This window comes from Terribacillus aidingensis (genome assembly GCF_040703035.1).
Classification (GTDB): domain Bacteria; phylum Bacillota; class Bacilli; order Bacillales; family Amphibacillaceae; genus Terribacillus.
Genome location: NZ_CP159996.1, coordinates 1,831,572 through 1,854,913, shown reverse-complemented (window position 1 = coordinate 1,854,913; position 23,342 = coordinate 1,831,572). Strand labels below are relative to the sequence as shown.

Below are 23,342 nucleotides of genomic sequence, written 5' to 3'. Positions count from 1 at the left end.
GGAGGGGTCACAATGGAAATCAAAACAGAGAATTTAGAATTGGAGAAGAAAAATCCGCTGGCACTGTTTTATCAATTCCGGGAGCTCGGACTGTTATTCTTCATCGTCATTTTATGTATCGGGGTACAGTTACGCAATCCTTCTTTTTTGACGGGAGAAAACATCCTTGACATGGCGACCAATACGTCAATCCTTGTCATCCTCGCGCTTGGCATGATGATCGTTCTGATCACAAGGGGAATCGATTTGTCGATAGGAGCTGTTATTGCGCTTTCCGGTATGCTGACTGCGCAGCTTGTGGCAGCTAATCCTTCTGTAAACCCGTTCCTTTGCCTTCTTATAGGCACCATAATTGGTGCTTTCTGCGGAATGGTCATCGGATTGCTGATTGCAAAAGTCGGATTGCTGCCAATCATAGCAACACTAGCATTGATGAACATCTTTCGGGGTCTTACGTTTTTGGTGAGTGATGGAGAGTGGGTTAGCTCTTATCAAATGTCGGAAGGCTTTGTTGAAATTGCAACCGGAACTTTCCTTGGACTGAATCATTTGATCTGGATTGCGGCGATCTTCTGCCTCGTATTCTTTTATTTTCTCAATTACACAAGTACTGGTCGGCAAATCTATGCGGTCGGCAGTAATCCGCAATCTGCTGCTGTGAGCGGTATTAAACAAGGACGTATCTTATTCCTGGTTTATACCATCATGGGAGGATTATCTGGACTCTGTGGTGTGTTGTGGGTATCCAAGTTTGCCTCGGCCCAAGGAGATACAGCCTCGGGTTATGAGCTAACAGTCATTGCTGCATGTATTCTGGGTGGTGTCAGCATCGCTGGCGGCTCTGGTAAGCTCGCTGGTGTTCTGCTCGGAGCAATATTATTAGGTATTTTGAACAATGCGCTGCCGCTTTTGAATGTGTCACCGTTTTGGCAGAACGGCATCCAAGGGCTTATCATCCTGCTAGCGGTTATCGTAAATGCCATCGTGAAACGCCGTGTCGAACGAACTCATCTGCTTAGGAGGGCTGGCTGATGGAACAAAAGAAACAAACATATCAACCTCGTACTCTGGAAACGAATCTGCCGTTCTCCTGGAAACGTCTTTTCTTCCAATGGGAGTGGATGCTTTTAGTCATTTTGGTTGCAGTGCTCCTGCTTGGAAGCAATCTGTCACCTTACTTCCTGAATTATCCGAGTCTGCGGGATGGGACGATGGTTTTCCTCGATAAGGCGTTAATCGTCTTTCCGATGGCGATGATTATGATCATGCGGGATATCGATATTTCTGTAGGTTCAACTGTTGCCTTATCATCAGTCGTCATGGCCACGCTTTACACAAGTGCAGGTCTGCCGATGGAAGTTGCCATCATTGCCTGTCTGGCAACGGGAGCTATATGCGGCCTGGTCAATGGACTTTTGATCGTGAAATTCAAAGAGCTTTCGGCAGTTATCGTTACACTCGGTACCATGATCCTTTACCGGGGAATTGCTTACATCATTTTGGAAGACCAAGCAGCAGGAGGTTTTCCTGAATGGTTCGGATTCTTTGGATGGGGTTATGTTTTCGGAATACCGTTTCTGCTGATTGTATTCGCAGCGTTGGCTCTACTATTCGGTATCGTACTGCACAAGACGACTTTTGGAAGAAAGGTTTTTGCTATCGGAAACAATCCGACCGCCAGCCTTTTTTCTGGTATCAAAGTAGATAAGGTCAAGGTGATCGTCTTTATGCTGGCAGGGTTGCTGGCTGCAGTGACGGCAATATTCCTTACATCAAGGATGGGCAGTACGCGGCCGAACATTGCTACCATGTATGAATTGGATATCATTGCAATGGCGGCACTTGGCGGTGTAAGTACGGCAGGAGGCAAAGGGCGGGTGCTCGGTGTCGTCATAGCCGTCTTCATCATCGGCTATTTACAATATGGACTTGGGCTTATCAATCTTCCAAGTCAAATGTTTTTGATCATTGTAGGAGCATTGCTCATCCTGTCAGTTGCCATTCCGAAGCTAGGCGGGATGATGAAAAAGAAGTGAGTATTCCAGCGCTTGCTGATACTAATAGATAAGAAGGGGAGACCGAGATGAAAAAGTGGAGCAAATGGATCGCTATGATGCTATTAGTATGTTTGCTGGCTGCCTGCAGCCAAGGAGCACCAGAATCAAGTGGTGCATCTGGTGGAGGGTCAGACGATGGACCAAAGAAATATGCTTTCGTATTTAAAAATACAGGAAATCCATATGGTGAGAAAATGCTGGACGGATTTGAAAGCACAATCGAGGAATTAGGCGGAGAAGTAATTCTGCGCTCACCAGATCAGCCAACTGCGGAAGGCCAAATTCAGATTATTGAACAGCTTATCACGCAAAAGGTGGATGTCATCGCGGTAGCGGGGAATGATCCAGATGCATTGGAGCCGGCATTGAAAAAGGCAAAGGATCAAGGAATCAAAGTTTTGTCCGTCGATTCAGCAGTCAACGCTGCCAGTCGTGATATCCATGTGAACCAAGCTAACCCGGAACGGATTGGCCGCGTACAAATCGAAGCAGTTTCTGAAATGATCGGCGGCGAAGGCCAGATCGCAGTTCTAAGCGCAACGAGCCAGGCTACGAACCAGAATACATGGATCGAGTGGATGAAGAAGGAACTTGAGAAAGATGAATATAAAGATATTGAGCTTGTAAAAGTAGCTTACGGAGACGATTTGCGTGATAAAAGTGTATCTGAAACAGAAGCGTTGCTTAAATCTTATCCTGATTTGAAGGCAATCATCGCACCAACGACTGTTGGTATTGCTGCAGCAGGTAAAGTGCTTACAGACAAAGGTTTGGAAGGCGAAATCGCTTTGACCGGCCTTGGCTTGCCGAGTGAAATGGCGACCTACATTGAAAGCGGAGTCAGCCCTTGGATGTATTTGTGGAATCCGATCGATGTAGGGAAGGGTGCTGCTTACGCTGCTTATGAATTGGGTGAAGGCAACATCTCTGGTGAACTAGGAGAGAAAGTAGATTTACGTGATCTTGGTGAAGTGGAGGTCGTCGAGGATGGAGAAGGCACACAAATCATGCTTGGAGACCCATTCAAATTTGATAAATCGAATATCGATGAATGGAAGGATGTATATTAAGAACAATAGCCGGGGACTAGATCTCCGGCTTTTATACATATAAGGACTTAAAACCATTGGAATAGCCTATCCCTTGCTTCTCAAGCTATAGCGTATAACATGGATCTAACACAAAAGGAGGAGGCTGAACATGGATTTAGGATTGAAAGGTAAAAAAGCTCTTATTACTGCCTCTGCATCGGGGATTGGAAAAGCCATTGCACACATTGCGTGTTAATGGAGGATTTATATAAGATAGTGATGAAAAGCGCTTGTTGCAGGAAAATATAAATTCCAAGGAAATAAGATAAGAACAGAGAGCACAACGTTCCGCATATGTATAGATTCTTTATTGCCACGGCTCTAACAGTTCAAAAGGAAGATCATCAAAAGTAAAAAGGAGACAAATTAAATACTAACGCCATTACTTATAAAATAAAAAATAGAGGAGGACAAACAATTGGGATATGAATTAAAAACAAAGGAAACAGACAATAGCGTGCTAGATTTCATCGAAGCTGTAGAGAATCCTAAAAAAAGAGAAGATGCTTATAAGCTGCTGGATATTTTTACAGACACAACAGGCTTTGAAGCCAAAATGTGGGGACCGAGCATTATTGGTTTTGGTTCTTATCACTACCGTTATGCAACCGGACACGAAGGTGACGCCCCGCTTGTTGGGTTTTCACCGAGAAAGGCCAATATTAGTTTGTATCTGGCTCCTGGTGAACCTGATAGGGAAGCGCACTTGCAGAAGCTTGGTAAGCATAAGACTGGGAAGGCATGTGTGTATATTAATAAAACAGCAGATATTGATGAGGATGTTTTAAGAGACTTGATTGGAGATTCGGTGGATTTTCTAAGAAAAACCTATCCCGAATCCTAATGAGGAAAAGGTCAGCTGGCTCAATGAGCTGGCGATGTATTTTGAAAGCGGAATCATTAATAGCTGGCAAGTTTAATATCTACGACCATTAGGAGGAGAATGCATGAGGAAAGCAAGAATTGGATTATATTCGGTAGGATTAAAGGCTTATTGGGGTCAGTTTCCGTCATTGAAGGAACGTTTGCTCGGGTATAACCAGCATGTAAGCGAACAAATCGAGCAATGGGCAGATGTATGCAATTTCGGTTTGGTAGATTCTGAGCAAGCTGGCAGGACGGCAGGAGAATATTTTCAAGTGAATCAGGTGGACCTTATTTTCTGCCATGCAGCAACGTATTGTACGAGTGCTTCCATCCTGCCGATTCATCGAATTTGTTCTGCGCCTGTCATTTTCCTGAATCTCCAGCCGACTCGTCAAATCAATTATGCAGAGACGTCTACTGAGGAATGGCTTGCGCATTGCGGCGCTTGCCCAGTGCCTGAATTCGCGAATGCTTTTCACCGTGCAAACATTCCGTACCATGTTGTGAATGGTTTGCTTGGGCTTTGGAAGACTCCATCTGTTTCCAAAGCAAATGAAGTGACAGCTGAGGAACCGGAGGCAATCGCTGCTTGGAAACAAATCAAGGAGTGGACGATGGCTGCATCTGTGAAGCGCAGCCTGCAATATAGTAACTTCGGTTTTCTCGGAAACACATACAGCGGTATGCTTGATATGTATATTGATTTTACAATGCTGCAGGCACAGCTTGGCATTCATGTAGACGTATTGGAAATTGGCGATTTGAAAGAGCAGTTAGAGCAAGTGTCGGATAAAGAAGTGGAGGCTAAAAGGGCCGAAATAGAAAATGTGTTTACAATCAGTGATGATTCGCACAGTGATCCGATTGCCAAGAAGCCCACAGAAAACCAATTGAATTGGGCGGCTCAAGTAGCTGCAGCGGAGGAGGGGCTTGCTGATCAAAGAAACTTGGATGCTTTGACTTACTATTATCACGGTGCGCCAGGAAGTTCGGAAGAAGCGTTACAGGCAGGAATGATTGTTGGGAACAGTCTTCTGACAGCCAAGCATATACCATGTGCTGGAGAAGGGGATTTGAAGACAAATATAGCAATGAAAATCTGCGACTTACTCGATGCGGGAGGAAGTTTTGCCGAAATTGTGCTCACGGACTATGCAGAAGGAACGATCCTGCTGGGGCATGATGGTCCGTTCCATATTGCTATAGCAAAGGATAAGCCTATATTGCGCGGAATGGGTCTTTATCATGGAAAGCAGGGAACTGGAGTGGCAGTAGAGGCAAAAGTGAAAGCTGGTCCGATTACAACATTAAATGTCACCCAGACAGTTGAAGGGAAAGTCAGATTCATCATCAGTGAAGGAAAAGCAATAGATGGTCCAATCATGCAAATTGGAAATACGCAGACGCATATCAGCTTCGATGAGCATCCAGATGCGTATATGACCAGATGGTTCAAGGAAGCTCCGACACATCATTGCGCGCTGGCGATCGGGCACATTGCTTCTCAGTTGGAGAAGATATCCATATTGCTTGATATAGAGTATGTCATTTTGTAATTCTTTACCTTAGAATTGCTGGATTTCTATCTTTAGTGACGACAACAGTTAACGGTATTATTATTATGTAAACTAATGTCGTCACTTTTTTCTCAAAATTATGTCTTTCACCTAGCCAGCGGAAGAAACTCTGTGATACTATTTTACCTAAGTAAAGAAAAAGCGTAATGGAGAGAGACACATGAAGGTAGCAAAATTTGGTGGTAGTTCAGTAGCAAGTGCGGAACAGCTCCGCAAAGTAGCACAAATCGTGAAAGCTGATCAGGAGCGGAAATTCATTGTCGTTTCTGCGCCAGGTAAACGCGACAAAGCTGATACGAAGGTGACGGACTTACTTATTGCAATAGGAGAAGCACATAGCAAAGGGGAAGACGTCAGTACACAGGTAGAAAAGGTGCTGTCGCGTTTCCGGGTCATCGTTGAGGAATTGGAGCTGGATAATAACTTGATCGAGCAGATAGAGGATCAGTTAAAAGGAATCCTGGCTGATTCGATACCTGCAGTTAATACAATGGATGCGTTGAAGGCAACGGGTGAAGATTCTCTTGCCAAAGTATTCAGTGCTTATCTCAATAAATTAGGAGTGCAAGCAGCTTATGTGAATCCCCAAGAAGCTGGTTTGTTAGTGAGAGAAGAGTTAGGCGGTGCTCGAATATTGGATGAGAGCTTTGAGCTTTTATACAAGCTTCGTGACCGTGATGGAGTGCTTGTCATTCCAGGTTTCTTCGGCTACACAAAAGAAGGGAAGCTTGCAACATTCCCAAGAGGCGGGTCGGATATTACTGGTTCTATCGTAAGTGCGGGAGTGAAAGCTTCCTTATATGAAAACTTCACCGACGTGGATAGCGTGTACAGTGTAAATCCGAATATCGTCGATAATCCAAAAGAGATCAACACGTTGACATACCGGGAAATGCGAGAGTTGTCTTATGCAGGTTTTTCAGTTTTCCATGATGAAGCGCTGATTCCTGCTTTCCAAGCTAAAATACCAGTATGTGTGAAAAATACAAACAATCCATCTGCGCCTGGTACGATGATAGTTGCCGAAAGGAAAGTGTCCGGTAATCCAGTAATCGGAATCGCCAGTGATACAGGCTTCTTGAGTATCTATATCAGCAAATACTTAATGAACCGCGAGCTAGGGTTCGGAAGGAAACTGCTGCAAATACTTGAAGAAGAAAATATTTCCTTCGAGCATGCGCCATCTGGTATCGATGATATGAGTGTCATTCTGCGTGAAAGTCAGCTGCCTCCAGACAAAGAAGCGGTAGTTGTCCGTCGTCTTAAAGAGGAACTCAAAGCAGATCAAGTATCGATTGATCGTGATCTGGCGATGATCATGATTGTCGGACAAGGTATGATTGAGACAATTGGCGTTTCAAGTACTGCGACGAAGGCGTTTAGTGATGCGAATATAAACATCGAAATGATCAACCAAGGCTCTTCTGAAGTATCCTTGATGTTCGGTGTCAAAGCACGTCAGATTAATGAAGCAGTGCAATCTTTGTATCAAGCATTTTTCCAGAATTAAAAAATCCGGACAGCGTCTTCTTTGGCGTTGTTCGGATTTTTTACTTTATCTCTGTAGAGCTGGAGTCGGGTTGCTCTTTCGTTCGTGTTTTCAGGTAACTTAATTGCAATTATCTAATAGTGCTTTCAATCTTTTGAAAGGGCTTTCTATTTCTTCTTTTTACTTCAATTCTCCGAAAACCCCAAGAATTACTGTTTGCTTGGTTGCTAAAACCTTCTTCGGCCATTCTTTTTTTGCCAGCTCAATAATCTATTTATACAGAATCAGTGGTAGCTGTAGGTCACTACTGCGATATCGGCAATACCATACCTACTCCATACTGCAGAATAAAAGAAGCTATTGTATGACGCTCAAAGGACGAATGCTTTAAAAGTTTCGCCTATGCAAGGTATGGTGATCCTTTAATAGCGTCGGGATTTTGCTTCGTTGGACGAATGAAACAAAGAAATACATAAATGAAATTCTTTGCAATACGAAATACGCAAAAGTACGCGGATATATTTGGGGTCTTTTGACGGAATAAAAGACTGCGTCAGGGGTATGATTTAGTTATAACTTCGGATAAAAAGCCACTCCTTGCATGCCAAAAATCTTATTATTGCTAATTTCTGCAGACTAGTTTAGTCTATATATGTGCAAAACTTTGCAGGATGTGATCATATTGAAACATTTACTCGTTGTTGGGGCCGGAGAAGAAGCAGTCCAATTCATCAAGCTGTTCCAACGAAAAAAAGGCTTCCGGATAATCGGGATGCTAGTCAAACAGCCTAGCGCCATTGTGAAATATCAAGCTGAGCGATTAGATATCCCTCTTTGGAAAGACGTGATAGCGGAAGCGCTTGATCATGTCGACTTTGTGCTGGAAACATCAGAGAGATTAGCGGATTATCTTGAACCGACTACCTGCAAGGCGGAGATCATATCCGGACAAAGTGCACAGCTGATACTAGCATTCGCAACTCAAGAAGAGACAGAGAATACTTCTACATATAATAACCAGCAGTTTCGCAGTAAAACGCTGGAGTACTTGCATGAGGGGGTCTTGTGCGTCAATCGCCAGGACGAAATTATATATATAAACGAAGCAGCTGAAAAACTGCTTGGCAGCAAGAAGAGTCAATTGTTGGGGAAACCGATAGCAACTGTTATGCCAGATTCCAAGCTGCCAGAAACCATTCGGAAAAGGGAACGTTATGTGGATGAACAGCTAAGACTCCCTTCCGGTATTGAAATTGTCTATACCTGTGCTCCGATGGAAAATGATCAAGAGGAAGTAACCGGTGCTTTTACAGTTATGAAGAGAACGGTCGATATCGTTGCTTTGGCAGAAAAGCTTACTGATGTTAGAGAAGTGAAGTCAATGCTGGAAGCTATCATCGACTCCTCGCAGGAGGCAATCAGTGTCGTAGATGAAAATGGCATTGGTTTGATTGTTAATCCTGCCTATACGCGTCTGACAGGATATACTCCTGAACAGATTGTCGGAAAACCGGCAGTGACAGACATCATGGAAGGGGAGAGCTTGCATATGCAGGTTCTTCGGACACGCAGACCAGCTACGGGTGCCCGGATGCGTGTCGGTAAGCATGGTAAGGAAATGATGGTCAATGCGGCACCAATCATTGTTGATGGGAAACTGCGCGGGAGCGTGGGGGTCCTGCACGATATCTCGGAGCTGCATGAACTGCAGGATGAAGTGCAGCGGGCCCGGAAGATTATCCGCAGTTTGGAAAACAAGTACACACTGAAGGATGTCATATCTGATTCGGAAACGATGCAGGTAACACTTGAACAAGTCAAATTCGCTGTCAATGCGGATGCGCCTTGTCTTTTGCGTGGAGATGCCGGTGTAGGCAAGGGTATGTTTGCAGCTATCATTCATAATGAAAGCAAACGACGTCATCGGCCGTTTATCCGTATCGATTGTACAGTCGGTGATGAAGAGAGTTTGGAAAAACAGCTTTTCGGATCTCTGCGCAACAGTCACTCTACTGGAATGATAGAAAAAAGTGACGGCGGTACGCTGTTTCTTGATGATGTTGATGGTATGCCGCTTCGTATTCAGGAGAAGCTCTCGGATTTCATGGCTACAGGTAAACTGCAGCGCACTTCCGGTAAATCAAAAAAAGTGGACGTCAGGATAATAGTCAGTGCTCGTCATCCTTTAGAACGCGCAGTATTTGAAAAGAGATTTTATGAGCCTTTTTTTGAAAGACTGAAGCGTATAACAATCTATATTCCGGCTTTAGTCGAACGGATGAAAGATTTCGAAGGATTGTTATCCACAATTGTCCACAAGCAGAATCAGCTGCTGCAATGTTCGGTTCAATCTGTTTCTGAAGCATCAATAGACGTATTGAAAGACAAGAAATGGTTCCATAATGTAAAAGAGCTGGAAACAACCATAGCCCAAGCGATGACATTTATGGAGAAGACGGAACATGTTATCCTTCCGAAGCATCTGCAGATGTCTTCCTTGGATCAGCAATCCTTAGCGGGCACGTTACAGGAACAGGTGGAGAACTTGGAGAAGAAGCTGATTGAATCTGCTTTGCGGGCGAACGACTTTAACAAAAAAGCGACGGCAGATCAGCTTGGAGTGTCGATTCGTAATCTATACTATAAGATGGATAAATATGATTTTGATAGAAGTGGCATGCAAGATTTTTCATAATGGGGGAAGGAAGAATACGATGCATAAGTTTACCGCTCTTGAAAAAATGGCAGCTGCGAAGCAAGGATTTTCGATTGCAATCGCAGCTGCGGACGACCCTTCCATTCTTAAGGCAGTAAAAAAAGCGACCGATCAGCAGCTGGCAACGTTTCTGCTGTATGGAGATATTGACCGGCTAAAGCAGTATATAAAGGAAGAACAGCTGACAGAAGAGGAAATCACGTGTATTCATGCATCATCTGCAGACAGAGCCGCAGATATGGCAATAGAAGCCTGGAAATCAGGCAAAGCGGATTTGCTGATGAAAGGAATTGTCAGTACTGACGTGCTGGCAGGTAAGATATTGAAAGATAAAACGACGCTTAAACCAGGGAGCATCCTGTCCCAGCTCGCCATTTTCGATATTCCTTCTTATCATAAATTGCTTTTCCTGACGGATGCAGGTATAAATATCGCGCCATCGCTGGAGATAAAGAAGAAGATTTTGGATAATGCCGTATCTATCTATGTTAAGATGCTCCACGCAGAACCGAAGATCGCCGCACTTGCCGCTACGGAAAAGGTGAACTCGGCCATGCCGGCGACAACTGATGCGGCGCTGCTATCTGTCATGCAGCAGCGCGGACAGATTAAGGATTGCCAGATTGACGGGCCTCTCGCACTCGATAGTGCATTATCTGCCCAATCTGCTGCCATCAAGAAAATAGATTCACCTGTTGCGGGAGATGCAGACATCCTAATGGTACCGGAAATCGAAAGCGGAAATATGCTTTACAAATCATTCACTTATACAGCAGGAGCCGTAAGTGCTTCTTTACTTATCGGAACAAATTCACCTGTCATCCTTACATCTCGAGCGGACGACAGCACTAGTAAATATTATGCAATATGCTTCGCGATAGCGGCAGCATCACTTGCCTAGGAGGAACTAAGATGAAGATCTTTGAAACGTTGGAACAATACGATTACGAACAGCTAGTCCTTTGCCAGGACAAAGAATCCGGTTTGAAAGCGATCATCGCAATTCATGATACAACTCTCGGTCCGGCTCTTGGCGGTACTAGAATGTGGACTTATGCAACTGAAGAAGAGGCAATCGTTGATGCACTTCGTCTGGCAAAAGGCATGACGTACAAAAATGCTGCAGCTGGACTGAATCTTGGCGGAGGAAAAACGGTTATTATCGGGGATCCGAAAAAAGACAAGAACGAAGCGATGTTCCGTGCATTCGGACGTTACGTACAATCTTTGAATGGACGCTACATTACAGCAGAGGATGTTGGTACTACAGTAGAGGATATGGAACTTATCCATACTGAAACGGATTTCGTAACAGGTATCTCTGCAGAATCTGGATCTTCAGGCAACCCGTCGCCAGTAACAGCTTATGGCGTATACAAAGGAATCAAGGCATCTGCTAAAGAAGCATTTGGTGATGACAGCTTGGAAGGAAAAACAATTGCTGTCCAAGGTATTGGGAATGTTGCTTATGCTTTGTGTGAGCATCTCCATGCAGAAGGTGCCAAGCTGATTGTTACTGACATTAACAAGGAAGCCGTACAAAAAGCAGTAGAAACATTCGGAGCAACAGCGGTAGATCCTGATGATATTTATGGTGTCGAATGTGATATCTTTGCTCCTTGTGCTCTAGGCGCAGTAATCAATGATGATACATTGCGTGTATTGAAAGCGAAAGTAGTAGCTGGAGCTGCGAACAACCAGCTGAAAGAAGAACATCATGGACAGATCCTATTCGAACGCGGCATTGTGTACGCACCAGATTATGTGATCAACTCTGGCGGTGTTATCAACGTTGAGGACGAATTGCATGGCTATAACAGAGAGCGTGCGCTTCGTAAAGTAGAGACAATTTATGACAGCTTGCAGCGCGTATTCGAAATCGCTAAGCGTGATGACATTCCGACTAGTATTGCTGCTGATAGAATGGCTGAAGAAAGAATTGAAACAATGCGCAGATCCAGAAGCCAATTCCTGCGTAACGGTCATCATACTTTAAGCAGAAGATAAAAACGAGGGGGAAACCGCGTGCAGAAAGCAGAAAACCGTATTTTAGCTATTAATCCAGGTTCTACTTCTACGAAAATCGGTGTGTTTGATGACGAGCATAACATTTTTGAACGAGTGATCCGCCATGATTTAGAAGATATCGGCGGATATGAAAGAGTAATGGATCAGTACCAATTTCGGAAACAAATCATCTTGGATGCATTGGATTTCGAAGGTATTAACGTGTCCAAGCTAACTGCGGTCTGTGCACGCGGCGGACTGCTCCGTCCGCTTGAGGGCGGTACATACCGTGTGAACGAAGCGATGCTTGCTGATCTTAAAACGGGCTATAATGGTGAACATGCCTCCAATTTGGGAGGATTGATTGCTTATGAAATCGCAAGCAGCCTTCAGATACCGGCTTTCATCACCGATCCTGTCGTGGTTGATGAATTGGATCCGCTGGCACGGCTTTCCGGTTTGCCTGGTGTGGAGAGAAAGAGCATCTTCCATGCATTGAACCATAAGGCTATTGCACGAAAAGCGGCAGCTGCCAAAGATAAGAGCTACGAGGAATCGAATATTATTGTCGTTCACCTTGGTGGCGGCATTACTGTCGGTGCGCATCATCATGGACGCGTGATCGATGTGAACAATGGTTTGAGCGGGGAAGGGCCTTATACGCCTGAACGGGCAGGGACAGTTCCTGCCGGAGATTTAATAGAGCTGGCGCTGAGCGGTTCCTACACAAAGGATCAGCTGATGAAAATGCTGACGACCAAGGGCGGATTCATGGGTTACCTCGGTACAAATGATGGAAGACTTATCGCTGACAGGATCAAAAAAGGTGATAAAGAGGCAAAGATGATTTTTGAAGGCATGGTGTATCAAACAGCGAAAGAGGTCGGGGCAATGAGCGTTGTTCTCTCAGGGGAAGTAGATGCCATTGCAGTGACTGGAGGTCTTGCACATGACGAGCTGTTCATCTTGATGATGAAGGATCGGGTGAGCTGGATTGCCGATGTGCTTGTGTATCCAGGCGAAAACGAGCTTCGTGCCCTGACAGAAGGCGCGCTTCGTGTCATGCGAAAAGAAGAAGCGGCGAAAGTTTATGTCGTATAGGAGGCAGAAACAATGGTAAGAGAATATGACATTGTCATCTTAGGAGGCGGTACGGGCGGTTACGTGGCCGCCATCCGTGCTTCCCAGTTAGGGTTAAAAACAGCAATAGTGGAAAAAGCAGAGCTTGGCGGAACTTGCTTGCATAGAGGATGCATCCCATCCAAGGCATTGCTCCGTTCGGCTGAAGTCTACCGGCAGACAAAGGAAGCAGCAGCTTTCGGTATACAAACATCAGATGTGCGTCTGGACTTTTCAGGGGTACAGCAAAGAAAAGAAAAAATCATCGATCAGCTGCATCGCGGGGTTCAGCATTTGATGAAAAAAGGGAAAATTGACGTCTTCCAAGGATACGGCCGTATTCTCGGACCTTCCATCTTCTCTCCAACGGCAGGAACGATTTCTGTGGAATTTGCTGACGGCAGTGAAAATGAAATTCTACTTCCGAAAAACGTAGTCGTTGCGACAGGTTCCTCTCCGCGTTCCTTACCGGGTATCGATTTTGATGAATCAAAAATCCTTAGTTCTGAAGGCGCGTTGGCGCTGCAGGAACTTCCGGAAAGCATGACAATTATCGGCGGAGGTGTAATCGGGATCGAGTGGGCATCGATGCTTCATGATCTCGGTACAAAGGTTACCATACTCGAGTATCAGGACCGTATTCTTCCAACAGAGGACGAACAGATCAGCAAGGAAATGTTTAAGCAGCTTAAAAAGCGAGGCATCGTAATCCATACGAATGTGCAAGTGGAGAGTGCTGAAGCTGGTGACAGCAGCGTGACAGTCACAGCACAGATGAATGGGGAAGAGCAAGTTTTTGTGTCTGATAAAATTCTCGTCTCTGTTGGCCGTACAGCAAATGTCGGGGACATCGGGCTCAAAAATACCGATATCCAGTTATCAGAGCAAGGGTTTATCCAGACAAATAATTTTTACCAAACGAATGAATCCCATATTTATGCAATCGGTGATGTGATTGGCGGTATGCAGCTGGCACATGTTGCCTCCAGGGAGGGCATGATTGCGGTTGAGCATATTGCAGGTGTTCAGACGGAAAGCTTGGATTACAGCATGGTTCCGGCTTGTGTCTATAGCTTTCCAGAAACGGCAAGCGTCGGATTGACAGAGGCACAAGCGAAAGCAGAAGGTCATAGTGTCAAGACTGGGAAAATGAGTTTCCAAGCTATCGGAAAAGCTTTGGTATATGGTGAGACAGAAGGCTTTGTTAAGATAATCGCCGATGAAAAGACGAACGATTTGCTTGGTGTTCACATGATTGGTCCACACGTGACTGACATGATTTCAGAAGCTGCGCTTGCCAAACTGCTTGATGCGACACCTTGGGAAATTGGTCAGACGATCCATCCGCATCCGACACTCTCGGAAATTATTGGAGAAGCGGCACTTGCGGTCGATGGAGAGCAAATCCATGGCTAAGATATTGAAGAAAGGGGGAGCGGCGATGTCAGAAACAAGACATGCTTCTCTTGGAATATCAGACGAAAAAGTATTGGAAATGTATAGATGGATGCTCCTGGCAAGAAGAGTGGATGAACGTATGTGGCTCTTGAACAGAGCCGGTAAAATACCGTTTGTTATCTCTTGTCAAGGACAGGAAGCTGCACAGGTTGGTGCTGCAATGGCGCTGGATAGGGAGATTGATTATCTTTTGCCCTATTACCGCGACTTAGGATTGGTAATGCCATTTGGTATGACTGCAAAGGATTTGATGCTTTCCGCGTTTGCGAAAGCCGAAGACCCTAACTCAGGCGGTCGTCAGATGCCTGGGCATTTCGGGAAAAAATCTTCTCGAATCGTCACTGGTTCTTCACCAGTGACAACACAGGTGCCGCATGCTGTCGGTTTTGCGCTAGCTGCCAAAATGGAGAAGAAACAGCTCGTCAGCTTTGTGACATTAGGTGAGGGTTCTTCAAACCAAGGTGATTTCCACGAAGGTTTGAACTTTGCAGGTGTTCATAAATTACCAGTCATAACGATGGTTCAAAACAATAAATATGCCATCAGTGTTCCGCAGGAAAAACAGCTCGGCTGCGTCAATGTGTCCGACCGTGCTCAAGGATATGGCATGCCTGGATACACGATTGACGGAAATGATCCTTTAGCTGTTTATCAAACAGTGAAAGAAGCGCGTGAGCGTGCACTGAATGGGGAAGGACCGACGCTCATCGAAACAGTGGGATACCGTCTTACACCGCATTCCAGTGATGACGATGATATGACATACCGTGAAAAGCAAGAAGTCGAGGCAGAACGCAAAAAAGATGGCTTGCTGACATTCGGTGCGTATCTTCGTGAAGTTGGCGTGCTGACGGAAGAATTGGAAAACCAAATGGAAGAAGAAATCAAACAAATCGTAAATGAAGCAACAGACTATGCTGAGCATGCTGAAGATCCGGAACCGGAATCCGCATTGCTTCATGTGTATGCCGATTAAGGGGGAGAAACAATGCCAGTAATGTCCTATATCCAGGCAATTACGCAGGCGATGCGTGAAGAAATGGAAGCAGATGAAAAAGTATTCGTATTAGGAGAAGATGTCGGAAAAAAAGGCGGTGTGTTCCGAGCTACAGATGGCTTATATGATACATTCGGGGCAGACCGCGCATTGGATACACCGCTAGCTGAATCGGCAATAGCCGGTGTTGCAGTAGGTGCTGCTATGTATGGGTTAAAGCCGATTGCTGAAATGCAGTTCGCTGATTTCATCATGCCGGCAGTTAACCAAATCGTCTCAGAAGCAGCGAAAATCCGTTATCGATCTAACAATGATTGGACGTGTCCGGTTACGATACGTGCTCCATATGGTGGAGGTGTACATGGTGCTTTGTATCATTCCCAATCCGTAGAGGCGGTTTTCGCAAACCAGCCTGGATTGAAAATTGTGATGCCTTCGACGCCTTATGATGCAAAAGGTCTTTTGAAAGCAGCTATCCAAGACCCGGATCCAGTATTGTTCTTTGAGCATAAACGTGCTTATCGTCTTATCAAGGGTGAAGTGCCCGCTGATCCTTACACACTGCCGATCGGAAAAGCAGATGTGAAACGCGAGGGTTCCGATATTACCGTTATCACGTACGGGTTATGTGTTCATTTCGCACTGCAGGCAGCCGAAAAGCTTGCTGCAGAAGGTATAGAAGCACATATCCTCGATTTGCGTACCATATATCCACTTGATAAAGAGGCAATCATCGAGGCAGCTTCCAAGACTGGGAAAGTTTTGCTGATAACAGAAGATAACAAAGAAGGATCGATCATTGGAGAAGTTGCAGCTATCATCGGAGAAAATTGCCTCTTCGATTTGGATGCTCCGATTCAGCGACTGGCGGCACCGGATGTGCCAGCGATGCCTTATGCGCCTAGTACAGAGAAATACTTCATGGTCAATCCTGCAAAAGTGGAAGCAGCCATGCGGGAATTAGCGGAATTCTAAACGAGGTGTAATGATGACGATAGAAAAAATAACAATGCCAAAGCTTGGTGAAAGTGTTACAGAAGGAACGATCAATACTTGGCTTGTCAAACCAGGCGACCAAGTAAGTAAATATGATGCCATTGCAGAAGTAATGACAGATAAAGTCAATGCAGAAATCCCCAGCAGCTTCACGGGTGTAATCAAAGAATTGATTGCATCTGAAGGTGATACGGTCGAAGTAGGGGCTCTGATTTGTACAATCGAAACAGAAGAAGCAGGGGATAAAAAGGAAGCAACAGCAGATCCAGTTCCTTCAGCAGAAGAATCAACAATCAGCAACACTTCTGCTGATACTGCGATGAAATCACGTTATTCGCCTGCGGTCATGCGGCTTGCGCAAGAAAATGAACTAGACCTTACAGCAATTACAGGCAGCGGAAAAGGCGGACGAATCACCCGTAAGGACGTCGAAGCAATCATTGCCTCCGGTGAAAAGCCGCAAAAACAAGAGCAGAAGCAAACAGCAGCTGCAGAGGCTCCATCATCTGTTCGTGAGCAGACAACTGAATCAGCACAAGTGACACAAACAGATGCTGCTGGTAAATCCATACCAGTTACAGGTGTTAGAAAAGCCATCGCAAACAATATGGTTAAAGCAGCAACTGAAATTCCGCATGCATGGATGATGGTGGAAGTAGATGTTACCGATCTGGTTGCCTACCGTAATAAGGTGAAGGATACCTTTAAAGAAAAAGAAGGATATTCACTTACTTTCTTCAGTTTCTTCGTAAAAGCTGTCGCGCAGGCGCTAAAAGAATTCCCGCAGCTGAATAGCTCATGGGCTGGCGATAAAATCATCCAGCACGACGAAGTCAATATTTCCATTGCAGTAGCGAAAGACCAGGAATTGTTTGTTCCGGTTATTCAATCGGCAGATGATCTAAGCGTAAAAGGTATCGCAAAACAAATTACAAACCTTGCCAAGAAAGCTCGTACAGGCAAACTGACAGCTGCTGACATGCAAGGAGGAACGTTTACGGTGAACAATACTGGCTCCTTTGGTTCAGTCCAAAGCATGGGGATCATCAATTATCCGCAAGCAGCGATATTGCAAGTGGAATCGATTGTAAAGCGACCAGTCATCATCAATGATATGTTCGCTGCCCGGGATATGGTGAATCTGTGTCTCAGCTTGGATCATCGTGTTCTTGATGGGCTCATTTGCGGACAATTCATGGCTAGAGTGAAAGAGATTCTGGAGAACGTATCCGAGTCAACGATGCCGGTTTACTGAGAAGGTCATAGAAATTGAAAGAGACTGAAATTGCTGATACACTTAAAACAGTGTAAAAGGAGGAATACCGATGGCAGATTTCAGAATGTATATGAATGATATCGTAACAACTGCTAGGAAGGATCTTACCGATGCAGGATATACGGAATTAACTACACCGGAAGAAGTGGATTCCACACTTAAGAACTCCGGGACGACACTTGTAATGATCAACAGCGTTTGCGGATGTGCCGGCGGAATTGCTCGCCCGGCAGCTGCGCATAGTCTGCATTATGACAAACGCCCTGATCAGCTTGTGACAGTTTTCGCAGGTCAAGATAAAGAAGCGACTGAAAGAGCAAGGGAATATTTCACTGGCTTTCCGCCAAGCTCTCCGTCATTTGCTTTCTTGAAGGACGGCGAAATCGTTACAATGATCGAACGTCATGACATCGAAGGTCATGAGCCAATGGAGGTAGTCAATAAACTGCAATCATTGTTCGATGAGCATTGTAAAGAAGTTTGACAGAAAAAGTCCCCATCCATCTGGATGAGGGGCTATTCTGCTTTTGATCACTTTTGATGAGGAGTACCATTGTGAGAATAGGTTACCGAACGATTAAGACGGCCGTAGGAACACCGCTTGCGATATGGATAGCGGAGCTTCTGCAGCTGGAAAACAGTGTTTCAGCAGGTATCCTGACGATTTTGTGTACCCAAGTAACAAGGAAGAAATCTTTTCTGGCCGCTTGGCATCGAGTGGCCGCCTGTCTGCTGGCAATCGTACTCTCATTCGTCATATTCGAGACAATCGGCTTCCACCCGATCAGCATAGGCATTCTGCTGCTTGTCTTCATTCCGGTCACTGTCATGGTGCGAGTCTCGCCTGGAATCGTCTCAAGTGCTGTTATCATTTTGCACTTATACAATTCCCATAATATCACGCTGGATTTGATCATCAATGAGATTATACTCATAACAGTCGGAATAGGCGTGGCTCTCATTGTGAACTTGTATATGCCCAGCCTGGAAGCAACGATCCGTCGGAAGCAGATTATTCTGGAGCGTAATTTTACGAAGATCTTAGAAGAGATTGCTTTGTATCTGCGTGATGGTGACCAGTCGTGGTCAGGAGAAGAAATCACTCAGACCGAAAAGGTACTGAAGGAAGCAAACCAGCTAGTCGGCAGGGATGTGGAGAATCATGTGCTCAGGTCAGAGCATCCGTATTATGATTACTTTGAGATGCGTACGAAGCAATTTGCCATATTGAAAAGAATCCTGCCGCTAATCAGCAGGCTTCCGGAGACGTCTTATTCCCAGTGTGGGCAGCTGGCTCATTTCTTTTCCGGTCTTGCTGATTCCGTGCACCCGGGTAATACAGCAGTCTTGTTCCTGGAAGAACTCGAGTCATTACGGCAGTCTTTTGATGAGGATCCCCTCCCTAAGACAAGAGAGGAATTCGAAACGCGTGCCCACTTGTTACAGTTGTTGTATGAAATGGAGAATTACCTGGAGCTGAAACAATCGTTCAAAGAAAGCGATGTGCAACATAGAAATAGACAGAAGGAGCAACAATAAGCACATCACCATTTGAAAAGGGGATGTGCTTATGCGCACGTTGCTAATAGCTTTCACCTGTCTGTCAATTTTGTCTCCGTTATGGCCATTCGGTGAGAATCCTATGCCGGGAAGGCCGCTAATCATTGTTAATAAAACAACAAACCAGCTTGCTTTTTTGGATAATGGGGAAGTAATCAAGGTTTATCCGGTAGCTACTGGAAAGAAGCCGGAGTCGACACCGGAAGGGATATTTCTCACTTTGTTCAAAACGGAATACCCTGGCTACTCCCGAAAAGGAATTGCTGGCGGAGACAAAGACAACCCGCTAGGAAGCAGATGGATCGGTTTTAACGCTAATGATACGCAAGGTCGTACTTTCGGAATTCATGGGACGAATAGACCGGAGTCCATCGGCAGCCGAGTCTCAGCAGGCTGTATACGGATGCGAAACGAAGATGTTGAAGAATTGTATAAACAGGTTCCTGTCGGGACGAAGGTAAGAATAATGACAGGCTGGAAGTCATTTGAAGAAATTGGGATAGAAGATGGAGCTATTTTGTCTCCTAGAAGACAAAATAGCTCAGGGTGATTGCGAGAGTGGAAATAAGCATCGTGAATATCATCAAGTAAACCATGAATTTCATTGCGATATTTTGTTTGGATCTTTTTTTATTATGCTTGGCCAATGGAATGGAGCCCCCTTATCTGTTTATGTCCATTGTACAGGGAAGCGGGTAAGGGGACAAGGAGAAACCAATAGATAGAATAGGAGTACATAATCATGATAAAAATAAATGAAAATCGTTTAGTTGAAGAGTTCTTTGAATTGGTTCAAGTTGACTCGGAGACAGGTAACGAGAAAGAGATTGCTGAAGTGTTGAAAAGAAAATTCACTGAACTAGGTGTACAAGTGCAAGAAGATGACTCAATGACGAAAACCGGCCATGGAGCAAATAACTTGGTTTGTACCTGGAAAGGGAATGTCGAATCCGCTGAAACGATCTATTTTACTTCTCATATGGATACAGTGGTTCCCGGTCAAGGTATCAAACCACAGATCAAAGACGGGTACATTACGAGTGACGGAACAACGATTCTCGGTGCTGATGATAAAGCTGGACTCGCTGCTATTCTTGAAACAATCAAAGTTTATAAGGAACAGGAGTTGCCGCATGGCACTGTTCAATTCGTGATAACAGCAGGTGAGGAAGCTGGTCTTATTGGAAGCCGCGCGCTTGATTCATCCCTGCTCACTGCTTCGTTTGGGTATGCCATTGATAGTGATGGCCCAGTTGGTGACATCGTTGTTGCAGCACCAACTCGTGCCTCTGTGCTTGCGAAAGTATATGGCAAGACTGCGCATGCAGGTGTAGCGCCTGAAAAAGGGATTTCAGCCATCACTGTAGCTGCCAAAGCAATTTCTAAAATGCCGCTTGGTAGAATCGATGATGAAACTACTGCGAATATAGGCAGATTCGCTGGAGGCAAACAGACGAATATTGTTTGTGATTATGTCGAAATTCTGGCAGAAGCTAGGTCGCTTGAAGCAAGCAAAATGGAAGCGCAAGTGCAGAAGATGAAGCAGGCATTTGAACAAACAGCTGAAAGTATGGGTGCACGTGCGGAAGTAGAAATCAAAGTTGAGTATCCAGGCTACAAACAAAAAGCTGGCGACCGAGTCGTTGAAGTAGCTCGCACAGCTGCGAAAAGCATCGGCCGTGACAGTAACCTTACAAGAAGCGGCGGCGGCAGTGATGCAAACGTGATTGCCGGCTTCGGTATCCCGACTGTCAATCTGTCTGTCGGCTATGAAGAAATTCATACGACTAATGAACGCATACCAGTAAGCGAATTGGTTAAAACAGCTGAAATGGTTGCTAGCATCATCCGTGAGGTAGCGAACAGTTGATAATAGGAGGCTCATGCCTCCTATTTTATATGCAAACATGTTATAATAAGAACGACAGTTCGCATTGAGAGGAGGGACAGCATGCAGCCAAAAGGAAGGGCGATTTTCCATGTGGATATGAATAGTTTTTATGCTTCGGTTGAAATGGCATTCGATCCATCACTCCGTGGAAAACCGCTTGCAATCTGCGGAAATCCTGCCGAGCGGAAAGGTATCGTCGTAACCAGCAGCTATGAAGCGAGGAAGAGGGGTGTTCGTACGACGATGACACTTTGGGAAGCTAGACGCCTATGTCCGGAATTGCTCGTGCTGCGCCCAAACTTTGAACGGTATCGGAAAGCATCCAGTGAAATGTTCAAAATCCTGCAGGAAGTTACGCCAGTCATTCAACCGGTTTCCATAGATGAAGGATATATGGATGTGACGGATTGTGCCCATTTGGGATCTTCGTTGGAGATCGCCCAATCGCTTCAGAAACGTATCATGAAAGAGCTGGATCTACCTTGCAGTATCGGGATCGCTCCGAACAAATTTCTAGCAAAGATGGCTTCGGACATGAAGAAGCCGCTTGGTATCACAGTATTGCGAAAGCGTGATATACCTGAGCTGCTATGGCCGCTTCCAATCGAAGAAATGCACGGGGTCGGAGAGAAGACTGCAGAGAAGATGCGCTCACTCGGTATTAAGACGATTGGTGACTTAGCTCAAAAGGACATCTACCAGTTGAAACGTGTTTTCGGTGTAAACGGGGAGAGGCTGGCTAATCGGGCCAATGGCTTGGATGACAGACCGGTCGATCCAGAAGCAGTGCACAGCTTCAAAAGCATCGGGAGCTCGCAGACGCTTCCGCACGATACGACAGATGATAAAGAATTGGATAAACTTCTGCTGGATTTGTCCAAAAGTGTGGAAAAACGGATGCATAGGAAGGAAGCAATCGCAAAAGGTATTCAGCTGATGATCCGTTATCATGATCGTAAGACGATCACGCGCAGTATGAAACTCCCAAATTTCATGGAGTCGGCGAATGAGGTATTCAGTCATGCGCAGTCCTTGCTGCAGAAGCATTGGAACGGGGAACCAATCCGTCTGTTAGGGGTCAGTGTATTTGATGTGGCAGAGAAGAAAGAAGTCGGGAAACAGCTAGATTTGTTCACATATGAAAAAGAAGCATCAAAAGAGGGGCTATATCAAGTTATCGACCAGCTGACAGCAAAGTTTGGGAAAAATCCATTCCGTACTTTACACTCATCGTCGTCAGATAGCATGAGGACAAGCTTTCAAAAGGATTTTCTTGATGACTATACAAAATAGCAGCGATTCTTATGAATCGCTGCTATTTTTTGGTATATCGAAAACGCGCATATCTTCTGCTAGCTCTGTTTTCAGAAAAACAGTCCGAGCTTGTTCTGCCAATATCTGTGCATCGTCTTGATGATATCGTGCAGATATATGCGTCAGGATTAATTTTTTCACATTTGCATCTCTGGCCAAGCTTGCTGCTTGTATAGCTGTAGAGTGCCCGTAAGCCTTCGCCATTTCCGGTTCATCTGCTGAAAAGGTTGCCTCATGAACGAGAATATCAGCATCTTCCACAGAGTCCTTAAGCTCTGGCAGATAGGTTGTGTCACCTAAAATAACTATTTTCCTGCCTGGCTTATCCGGACCGACAACATCCGATCTTTTGATTTGCTGCCCATCAGGCAAGTCAGTGATTTCCTGATCTTTGATTTGGCGATAAATCGGCCCGGGGGAGATGCCCATTTGTCTGAGCTTGTCCACTTTAAGTTCTCCTTGCACGGCTTTTTCCTCCACAATATATCCGAGACATGGAATACCGTGGGAAAGCTTAACGGCATCGACTGTCCAGCCTTCATCCTCGAAAATTCGCCCGGGTTCAATCTCGTGGATGATGAGGGAACTTGCCACATTACTTCCGCTGACACGCAAGGAGACTTCGATAAATTCCCTGATGCCTTGCGGGCCGTAGACTTCCAGCTGCAGGTCGGACTTCTGGAACGAACGGGTTGATAACAAACCAGGCAATCCATATATATGATCCCCATGCATGTGGGTGATGAAGATTTTTTCGATTTTACCCGGCTTTAACGGTGAGTAAAGCAGCTGATGCTGGGTGGCCTCGCCGCAATCGAACATCCAAACTGCTTGCCGCTCCTGTGGCATTGACAGACAGATGCTCGTCACATTCCGATCTTTTGACGGCAATCCTGCACCTGTTCCAAGAAAATGTAATTCCATAAT

Annotated in this window: 21 protein-coding genes; 19 read left to right on the top strand and 2 right to left on the bottom strand. The window is 45.2% G+C overall.

Annotated elements, in window-relative coordinates:
* Nucleotides 1-12 precede the first annotated feature (12 nt).
* The 17 genes from ABXS78_RS09815 to ABXS78_RS09735 all read left to right on the top strand — a co-directional run bounded on the left by ABXS78_RS09815 (nt 13) and on the right by ABXS78_RS09735 (nt 19,760).
* Nucleotides 13-1,032: an ABC transporter permease gene (locus ABXS78_RS09815; RefSeq protein ID WP_366247111.1), complete on the top strand. Its 1,020-nt coding sequence runs from the start codon at nt 13-15 to the stop codon at nt 1,030-1,032.
* Nucleotides 1,032-2,036, top strand: coding sequence for an ABC transporter permease (locus tag ABXS78_RS09810; protein ID WP_366247110.1), 1,005 nt, complete (start codon nt 1,032-1,034; stop codon nt 2,034-2,036). The genes ABXS78_RS09815 and ABXS78_RS09810 overlap by 1 nt, the downstream gene beginning before the upstream one ends.
* A 47-nt stretch (nt 2,037-2,083) precedes the next feature.
* The gene (rhaS, locus tag ABXS78_RS09805) at nt 2,084-3,127 is read left to right on the top strand and encodes a rhamnose ABC transporter substrate-binding protein (RefSeq protein WP_095222582.1); all 1,044 of its coding nucleotides are present in this window, start codon (nt 2,084-2,086) and stop codon (nt 3,125-3,127) included.
* Between the two features lie 439 nt (nt 3,128-3,566).
* Complete coding sequence (locus ABXS78_RS09800) at nt 3,567-3,992, top strand: DUF1801 domain-containing protein (protein WP_366247109.1); 426 nt, start codon at nt 3,567-3,569, stop codon at nt 3,990-3,992.
* Between the two features lie 103 nt (nt 3,993-4,095).
* Nucleotides 4,096-5,571, top strand: coding sequence for an L-fucose/L-arabinose isomerase family protein (locus ABXS78_RS09795; protein WP_366247108.1), 1,476 nt, complete (start codon nt 4,096-4,098; stop codon nt 5,569-5,571).
* Nucleotides 5,572-5,752: 181 nt separating this feature from the next.
* On the top strand, nt 5,753-7,102 hold the full coding sequence (locus ABXS78_RS09790) for an aspartate kinase (protein WP_366247107.1): 1,350 nt from the start codon (nt 5,753-5,755) through the stop codon (nt 7,100-7,102).
* 661 nt (nt 7,103-7,763) lie between these two features.
* The gene (locus ABXS78_RS09785) at nt 7,764-9,776 is read left to right on the top strand and encodes a sigma 54-interacting transcriptional regulator (RefSeq protein ID WP_366247106.1); all 2,013 of its coding nucleotides are present in this window, start codon (nt 7,764-7,766) and stop codon (nt 9,774-9,776) included.
* Nucleotides 9,777-9,795: 19 nt separating this feature from the next.
* Nucleotides 9,796-10,698, top strand: coding sequence for a phosphate acyltransferase (locus ABXS78_RS09780; RefSeq protein ID WP_366247105.1), 903 nt, complete (start codon nt 9,796-9,798; stop codon nt 10,696-10,698).
* A gap of 11 nt (nt 10,699-10,709) precedes the next feature.
* A complete protein-coding gene (locus ABXS78_RS09775; protein WP_366247104.1) occupies nt 10,710-11,804 on the top strand; it encodes a Glu/Leu/Phe/Val dehydrogenase in 1,095 nt (364 codons plus the stop codon).
* Between the two features lie 18 nt (nt 11,805-11,822).
* A complete protein-coding gene (gene buk, locus ABXS78_RS09770; RefSeq protein ID WP_366247103.1) occupies nt 11,823-12,905 on the top strand; it encodes a butyrate kinase in 1,083 nt (360 codons plus the stop codon).
* Nucleotides 12,906-12,917: 12 nt separating this feature from the next.
* Nucleotides 12,918-14,339 (top strand): dihydrolipoyl dehydrogenase, encoded by a 1,422-nt coding sequence (lpdA, locus tag ABXS78_RS09765; RefSeq protein ID WP_366247102.1) that lies wholly within the window; start codon nt 12,918-12,920, stop codon nt 14,337-14,339.
* 25 nt (nt 14,340-14,364) lie between these two features.
* Complete coding sequence (locus ABXS78_RS09760) at nt 14,365-15,357, top strand: thiamine pyrophosphate-dependent dehydrogenase E1 component subunit alpha (RefSeq protein ID WP_366249916.1); 993 nt, start codon at nt 14,365-14,367, stop codon at nt 15,355-15,357.
* A gap of 12 nt (nt 15,358-15,369) precedes the next feature.
* Entirely contained in the window at nt 15,370-16,353 is a 984-nt protein-coding gene (locus tag ABXS78_RS09755; RefSeq protein WP_366247101.1) for an alpha-ketoacid dehydrogenase subunit beta, read from the top strand.
* Nucleotides 16,354-16,366: 13 nt separating this feature from the next.
* Nucleotides 16,367-17,629: a dihydrolipoamide acetyltransferase family protein gene (locus ABXS78_RS09750; protein WP_366249915.1), complete on the top strand. Its 1,263-nt coding sequence runs from the start codon at nt 16,367-16,369 to the stop codon at nt 17,627-17,629.
* Nucleotides 17,630-17,699: 70 nt separating this feature from the next.
* On the top strand, nt 17,700-18,134 hold the full coding sequence (locus ABXS78_RS09745) for a BrxA/BrxB family bacilliredoxin (protein ID WP_095222593.1): 435 nt from the start codon (nt 17,700-17,702) through the stop codon (nt 18,132-18,134).
* A 68-nt stretch (nt 18,135-18,202) separates the two neighbouring features.
* Complete coding sequence (locus tag ABXS78_RS09740) at nt 18,203-19,189, top strand: aromatic acid exporter family protein (protein WP_366249914.1); 987 nt, start codon at nt 18,203-18,205, stop codon at nt 19,187-19,189.
* A 31-nt stretch (nt 19,190-19,220) separates the two neighbouring features.
* Nucleotides 19,221-19,760 carry a L,D-transpeptidase gene (locus ABXS78_RS09735; protein ID WP_366247100.1) on the top strand — a complete coding sequence of 180 codons (540 nt, stop codon included), beginning with the start codon at nt 19,221-19,223 and terminating at the stop codon, nt 19,758-19,760.
* Here the strand turns inward: ABXS78_RS09735 and ABXS78_RS09730 are convergent.
* Entirely contained in the window at nt 19,735-19,794 is a 60-nt protein-coding gene (locus ABXS78_RS09730) for a hypothetical protein (protein WP_366249913.1), read from the bottom strand. The genes ABXS78_RS09735 and ABXS78_RS09730 overlap by 26 nt on opposite strands.
* Before the next feature lie 158 nt (nt 19,795-19,952).
* On the opposite strand from ABXS78_RS09730, the gene ABXS78_RS09725 reads away from it, so the two are divergent.
* Entirely contained in the window at nt 19,953-21,080 is a 1,128-nt protein-coding gene (locus ABXS78_RS09725; protein ID WP_366247099.1) for a M20/M25/M40 family metallo-hydrolase, read from the top strand.
* An 81-nt stretch (nt 21,081-21,161) separates the two neighbouring features.
* Nucleotides 21,162-22,394: a DNA polymerase IV gene (locus ABXS78_RS09720; RefSeq protein WP_366247098.1), complete on the top strand. Its 1,233-nt coding sequence runs from the start codon at nt 21,162-21,164 to the stop codon at nt 22,392-22,394.
* A 9-nt stretch (nt 22,395-22,403) separates the two neighbouring features.
* Here ABXS78_RS09720 and rnz read toward each other — a convergent pair whose 3' ends face one another.
* Nucleotides 22,404-23,339 carry a ribonuclease Z gene (gene rnz, locus ABXS78_RS09715; RefSeq protein ID WP_366247097.1) on the bottom strand — a complete coding sequence of 312 codons (936 nt, stop codon included), beginning with the start codon at nt 23,337-23,339 and terminating at the stop codon, nt 22,404-22,406.
* Nucleotides 23,340-23,342 lie beyond the last annotated feature (3 nt).